The sequence below is a fragment of the Rhodococcus sp. UNC363MFTsu5.1 genome (assembly GCF_000686785.1).
Classification (GTDB): domain Bacteria; phylum Actinomycetota; class Actinomycetes; order Mycobacteriales; family Mycobacteriaceae; genus Rhodococcus_G; species Rhodococcus_G maanshanensis.
Genome location: NZ_JMLO01000055.1, coordinates 1 through 5,525 on the forward strand (window position 1 = coordinate 1; position 5,525 = coordinate 5,525).

Here is a 5,525-nt window from a genome sequence, read left to right on the forward strand (position 1 = left end):
GGGCAGAGCCGGAGACGGGCGGTGAGGCGTTCATTCCGCTCTCGGTCAGCAAGCGCCCGCGCTCTGAGCACATCCTGCAAGAGGTCGCGGACCGGTTTGGCTTCGGTCTGGTGAAGATGGACAACGGCGGCATCTTCGACGCCGCGGCGGCACAGGGTCGGGCACGATCAAAGGCGGGTCGCCCCTACGGGTACGGCACCCTCGATGACTGCTCCGGACATCTCTCCGACATCTTCAACGCGGGCACCGGCCAGTCTGTCCGCTTCACCACCGACTCCGATTTCGCGTCGATGGGTTGGGCGCCTGGGTATGACCCGGACGGTTTCTCCATCGGAACGAACGGCGGAGTCGGGGAGAACGGGCACATGGCCGGCACTCTCTTCGGAACCAACGTCGAGTCCGACGGCTCCAACGGAATCCAGTACGGCGGCGGCGCTGACGGTGCTCGGGACTTCCCGATGGTGTGGCACTGGCCCGGCGCATCCGGCGGCCGCTCCGGTGATGATCCCTCGACCGAGGACATCCAGAAGGCGATCGACCAGGCGCTACAGGAGGAGCTGAACGCCTCGGGCGCAGACCAGGAGAAGGCGCGCAGTCGCCGCCTCGACCTGCAACGGAAGCTCGACGGATCCAAGTCGGGGACGACCGACTCTGGCATCAACCTCTCCACGGATGGGCAGCGGGTGTTTGTCACCAACTGGCCGTCCGGTGCCTCCGCGGAGGTAACAGCCAAGCCCGCACCATCACCCTCGGGTGGCGGCGGGGGCGGTAGCCGCAGTTCGGCGCCTGCACCCGCGACGTCGTTCACAGCCCCGCCGACGCCACAGCAACGGCTCTCCGACTGGGCGCAACAGGCCGGGCCTGACCTCGCCGAAGCCTGGGGCATCCCCAAGCCCGGCGGCTTCCTCGGAGCACTGCTCTCACCTGAGGTAGCAGGCGCCGCGCAGCAAACCGTCGATGGCATCACCCAGGGCGCGCAGCAGTCATGGCGACCCGGCGTGCAGATCGAAAACCACGTCACCGTATCCAGCGACCAGGAACAGCTCCGAAGGTTCGAGGAGCTCAACAAGAGACTGCTTGCGCAGTTCGGAGGTGCAACGCCATGACGATGACCTGGACCCGATGACCCGCCTTAACCCGAAACATCCAGCACACCAACAACACCCAGGAGAACACCATGAGTAGCAATCCCGAACAGGCACACCCCGCCTTCGGCACCCACTACGACACCGAGACGGGCGACTACGTCATGCGCGGAGGGTCGAGGCTCACCCCGCAGGGCATCTACCTCGACCCCGAAGGCAAGAAGATCTACGGCTCCGTCAAGCACCGCATCCGTGCAAACGACGGTGCCCTTGTGAGCGCGATTCCCCCGCAGGACGGGGCTAACCCGCAGCCGCTCCCGCCGCTCGTCCCGCAGGGGCCGGGCTGGCCGACGCCCCCGACGGGCTTCGGCTGGCCGAACCTCGAGAACCCCAACTGCATCTACGACCTGCACAACTAGGAGGAGGCAACCGTGAACACCATCAAGGATTTGCAGAAGAAGGCCCGCGAGCTCAAGCAGGAGCGCCAGTCCAAGCTCGACGAGGTCGTGGCCAAGGCCAAGGCGGACGTGCTGATGACGCCCAGCGAGCGGGCTGAGCACGTCGCGAGCTGGCGGAAGGAATACACCCGGCGCTACGCACCGCAGTTCGCAGCAATCAAGGAGGCGGCCGCTGCGGTCGCCCGCGAGACCCAGCGCCAGGCCGCGAAGGCGCGCCCCCAGTTCGACCCGAACAACCCCACCGACCTTGTTCGGACTGAGCAGGCGTGGCGCAACGTCGTTCTGCCTCAGCTCGAGAAGGGGCGCAGCCTCAAGGCGGCTCTGCGCAACGCGGATGCTGATGCCGTCCTCGGCGCCGAGCGCTTCGCTCCCGCGTGGATGCAGGCGAACCTGCCCGGTCAAGGTGACAGCGGCCTGGCCGGCATGCAGATCGAGGTCCACAAGACGCCGGGTCGCAACGGCGGGAAGCTCGTCGGTGCGCACAGGGAGGTCGACACCTCTGCCGTAACGAGGGCCGTGGCCGGACGCTTCGCCGAGCTCGCGGGGCCTGAAGGCGCCGCTGCTATCGCCTCGGCGATCACCCTCGACTCGGTCATGCCAGCGTTCGACCGCTACATCGATGCCCTCGATAACGGCAACGGCAGCGGACTCGACACGGCGATCGGTCTGGAATTGGCCCTGAGCCAGGGCGCTGGCGGCGACGAACCCGACGCAGGCGAGGACGCAGCGTAGCGACTCCCCATGGCGGCCCCAGTCTTCCGAGACTGGGGCCGCCCCGGAAGGACCACCACATGACTCAAGACATCGTCAGCCAAGGCTCCGCCCGCGGCTACTCCTGGGAACCCTTCAAGCCGGGAAACTACGTCGCGAAGAAGCACGGAGCACATTCCGACCGCGTGATCGTCCCTCTCGCAGCCGAAATCGCCAATGCCGTGTGCCAGTCACGCCCGGACCTGCAAGCCCCTGAGATGCAGCCTGCGGTCCTCGCGTATGCACGCACTGAGGCTCAGCTTGAGGTGCTCACCGCATACGTCGACCAGCATGGCGCCTTCACCGAGACCGGCGAGGTCAGCGCAGCCGAGAAGCATCGCCTCCGCATCGACACCCAGGCCGCGAACCATCGCTCCCGCCTCGGCCTTGACCCGCTGTCCAAGGCGCGCCTCGGCAAAGACATCGCCTCCACCCAGCTCGACCTTGCCCAGATCCTCACGCAGCAACGCGAAGACGCAGAGAAGGCCTCGACCACGCCACCCACCCTTGAGGGGGAGAATTGACCACCGCCCAAGCCATCACCGTCGAACAGTTCGCCGATCAGCTCCTCGCACAACCGCTCTGGGATCACCAGCTCGACTTCGCTCGCTCCCTCGCCCGCTACCGGGTGATGTGCGCTGGCCGCCAGGTAGGCAAGTCTCGAGTCCTCGCTGTCACAGCACTGCACGAGGGGTTCACCAAGCGCAACGCGACGGTGCTGCTCGTCTCCGCAGGCGAGACCGCCTCCCGCCGGCTGCTCGAGGAATGCGCCGCAATGGCCACAGCTTCGCCGCTGCTGCGCGGATCTGTCCTCGACGACTCCAAGTCCCAGATCACCCTTTCCAACGGCTCACGGCTCATCTCAGTGCCCGCCTCACAACGTCAGATCCGTGGCTGGCCCGTCGACCTGCTCATCATCGATGAGGCCGGATTCGTCGACCCCGAAATCTGGCGAGCCGCTGAGCCGTCCGTCATCGCTCGCCCCGGCTCACGGGTCATCCTGTCATCGAGTCCATGGGGGAGTGCCGACCACTTCTTCCGCCAACTGTGGCGCCGTGGGACGACCAACCCTGATGGTCAGGTCCAGTCATGGCATTGGCCGTCCTCGACGTCTCCGATGGTCGACAAGGAACTATTGGCCGAGATCCAGGCCCGCGAGCCTGCCGACTACTTCTCCCGCGAGTACCTCGCCGAATGGACCGACGACGCAGGCGCCTACTTCTCCACCGCCGAGCTCGAGGGGGCTGTTGCTGGCCATGGGTACCTCGGCGCAGGCCAGCTCCCCGCCAGCCATCCGATGGTGGCAGGTGGCATCGACTGGGGCATGGCGCGCGACGCCAACGCACTCGTCATGCTCGGTGTCCTCGATGACTGCGGGGAAAACAACCGCGATGAGCTGACCTATTTCATCCCGCATCTCGAAGCGCATTACCGGATGCCGTACGCCGACTTCATCAAACGCGTGGTCGAGGTGGCGGGCCAGTACAACACCATCCGACTCGTCTCAGAGACAAACGGGGTCGGCGCCTACCCGACCGAGAGCCTGCGCAACGCAATGCACGAAAGCCACCAGCAATACCTCCAGGAACGGCAGCCGGACCGCTACGGCCGGGTCAGGGAGTACACATTCGTCACCGGGGTCACCACCGACAATCGACGCAAGGCGAGCGGGTTCGGTCTGCTCAAGGTGCTGCTCCAGCAAGGTCGCATCGTCCTTCCTCGTCACCCCGAGCTGCTCAAGCAGCTGCACGCACTCGAATTCGAGCAACTAACCGGCGGACAGATGCGAATAGCTGTGCCCGACCGGGCCGGCCACGACGACCTCGCCATGGCGCTTCTGCAGGCCATCTCGACGATCAACCCCTACAAGCCGTGGAATGGCTGGTACGGCCGCGAAGACCGATTCCTGGCGACCGATACCGAATGGCTGACCACCGGCAACGGAACCAAGATCCCCGCACGGCCCCAATGCTGGCCGCTGCGCGAAGCACTTCAACGGGCACCCGGCCGCGACAAGTCAGATGGATGGTGACGACATGACCAACCCGAACAAGACCAAGGGTGACCGCGCCGAACGAGCAGTACGGGACTTTCTGCGCACCAACGGCTTTCCTCACTGTGAGCGCACCCGAGCTGGATACACCCGCGACGCTGGTGACCTGCACCCCGCCCCAGGGCTCACCGTGCAGGTCAAGGACCGAGCCGCCTACGCCTGGCCGGAATGGCTACGCCAACTCGGAGAGCAGAAGGACGAAGCTCGCGCCGACCATGCACTGCTGGTCCTCAAGCGCCGCGGACTTGGTGATCCGGGGGAATGGCTCGCTGTGATGCCGCTCGCCCAGATGGCTGAGCTACTTCGCGCCGCCGGCTACGGACACGACATCGAAACCGACACGCAGAGGGCCGAATAGTGTTGAAAGACAGCGTTAACCATGGAATCATGGGTGTGTCGAGAACCGCACGGTACGAGACCTGAGACCCGCACGGGACCAGCGTTCACCCCCATCCCTCGCAGAGCCCTTAAGGAACTCCCGTGCCTCTCAACCCTCGAACGGGTCTACCCGTCAAACCTGCCTCAGTCCGCGAAGGCGCCAGCCGCGCAGACTGCACCACCCGGACGATTCACAACTACTTCAACCGGGGACTTCTCACCCGATACCGCAGAGGCGGGCGAGTCTTCGTCGACCTCAACGAAGTCGACAGCCTCCTGGTCGCAGACGTCCGTGACGGTGGTGCCGCATGAGCAACCCCGCGCAAGGGGAAAGGCCCCTCGGGACCATCGAGGAGCCTTTCGATGAGACCAACTGCCACCAAGCTGCTGACTCTGCGTCCAATGCTAACGCAGAGCAGGGACAATGGCAGGGAAGCAACGATCCCTACGGCGACGTGCCGCACATCGCGGAAGTGGTTGCGCTCGAGCGCCGCGATCTTCACGAAATCCAGGTACAAGGCGAACTTTCCAAACTCCTCGTGAGGGAAGAAGCTCGGAGTCGACTACTGGCGCTGAAGAATGCCTCGACTCTCGCGTCCATCACACCGCCGGTCTCCCTGACTGACTTCCTGGCGATTCCCGATGAAGACGCGAAGTACCGAATCGATGAGCTCTTCCCAGTCGGCGGCCGCATCATGCTTTCTGCGCAGTTCAAGGCCGGCAAGACCACCCTCGTTGGGAACCTGATCCGGTCTCTCGTTGATGGAGACCCGTTTCTCGGCAAGTTCGCGACAGAACCGG

At 65.1% G+C, this 5,525-nt stretch carries 6 protein-coding genes and 1 pseudogene; all 7 read left to right on the forward strand.

Going from position 1 to position 5,525, the window contains the following annotated elements; all coding sequences use genetic code 11:
• Positions 1-1,106 (forward strand): annotated as a pseudogene (locus tag BR31_RS32015) (hypothetical protein); the annotation flags it as partial.
• A 71-nt stretch (positions 1,107-1,177) separates the two neighbouring features.
• Positions 1,178-1,504, forward strand: coding sequence for a hypothetical protein (locus tag BR31_RS0124905; RefSeq protein WP_027503331.1), 327 nt, complete (start codon positions 1,178-1,180; stop codon positions 1,502-1,504).
• Positions 1,505-1,516: 12 nt separating this feature from the next.
• Entirely contained in the window at positions 1,517-2,275 is a 759-nt protein-coding gene (locus BR31_RS0124910) for a hypothetical protein (RefSeq protein ID WP_027503332.1), read from the forward strand.
• A gap of 59 nt (positions 2,276-2,334) precedes the next feature.
• Positions 2,335-2,817, forward strand: a complete 483-nt coding sequence (locus BR31_RS30085; protein ID WP_051637734.1) for a hypothetical protein — start codon at positions 2,335-2,337, stop codon at positions 2,815-2,817.
• Positions 2,814-4,325, forward strand: coding sequence for a terminase large subunit domain-containing protein (locus BR31_RS30090; RefSeq protein WP_231496698.1), 1,512 nt, complete (start codon positions 2,814-2,816; stop codon positions 4,323-4,325). Before BR31_RS30085 ends, BR31_RS30090 begins: the two co-directional genes overlap by 4 nt.
• Positions 4,326-4,329: 4 nt before the next feature.
• On the forward strand, positions 4,330-4,704 hold the full coding sequence (locus tag BR31_RS0124925; protein WP_027503333.1) for a hypothetical protein: 375 nt from the start codon (positions 4,330-4,332) through the stop codon (positions 4,702-4,704).
• Between the two features lie 328 nt (positions 4,705-5,032).
• On the forward strand, positions 5,033-5,525 hold a 493-nt coding region (locus BR31_RS0124930; protein WP_156042629.1), incomplete at its 3' end, for an AAA family ATPase.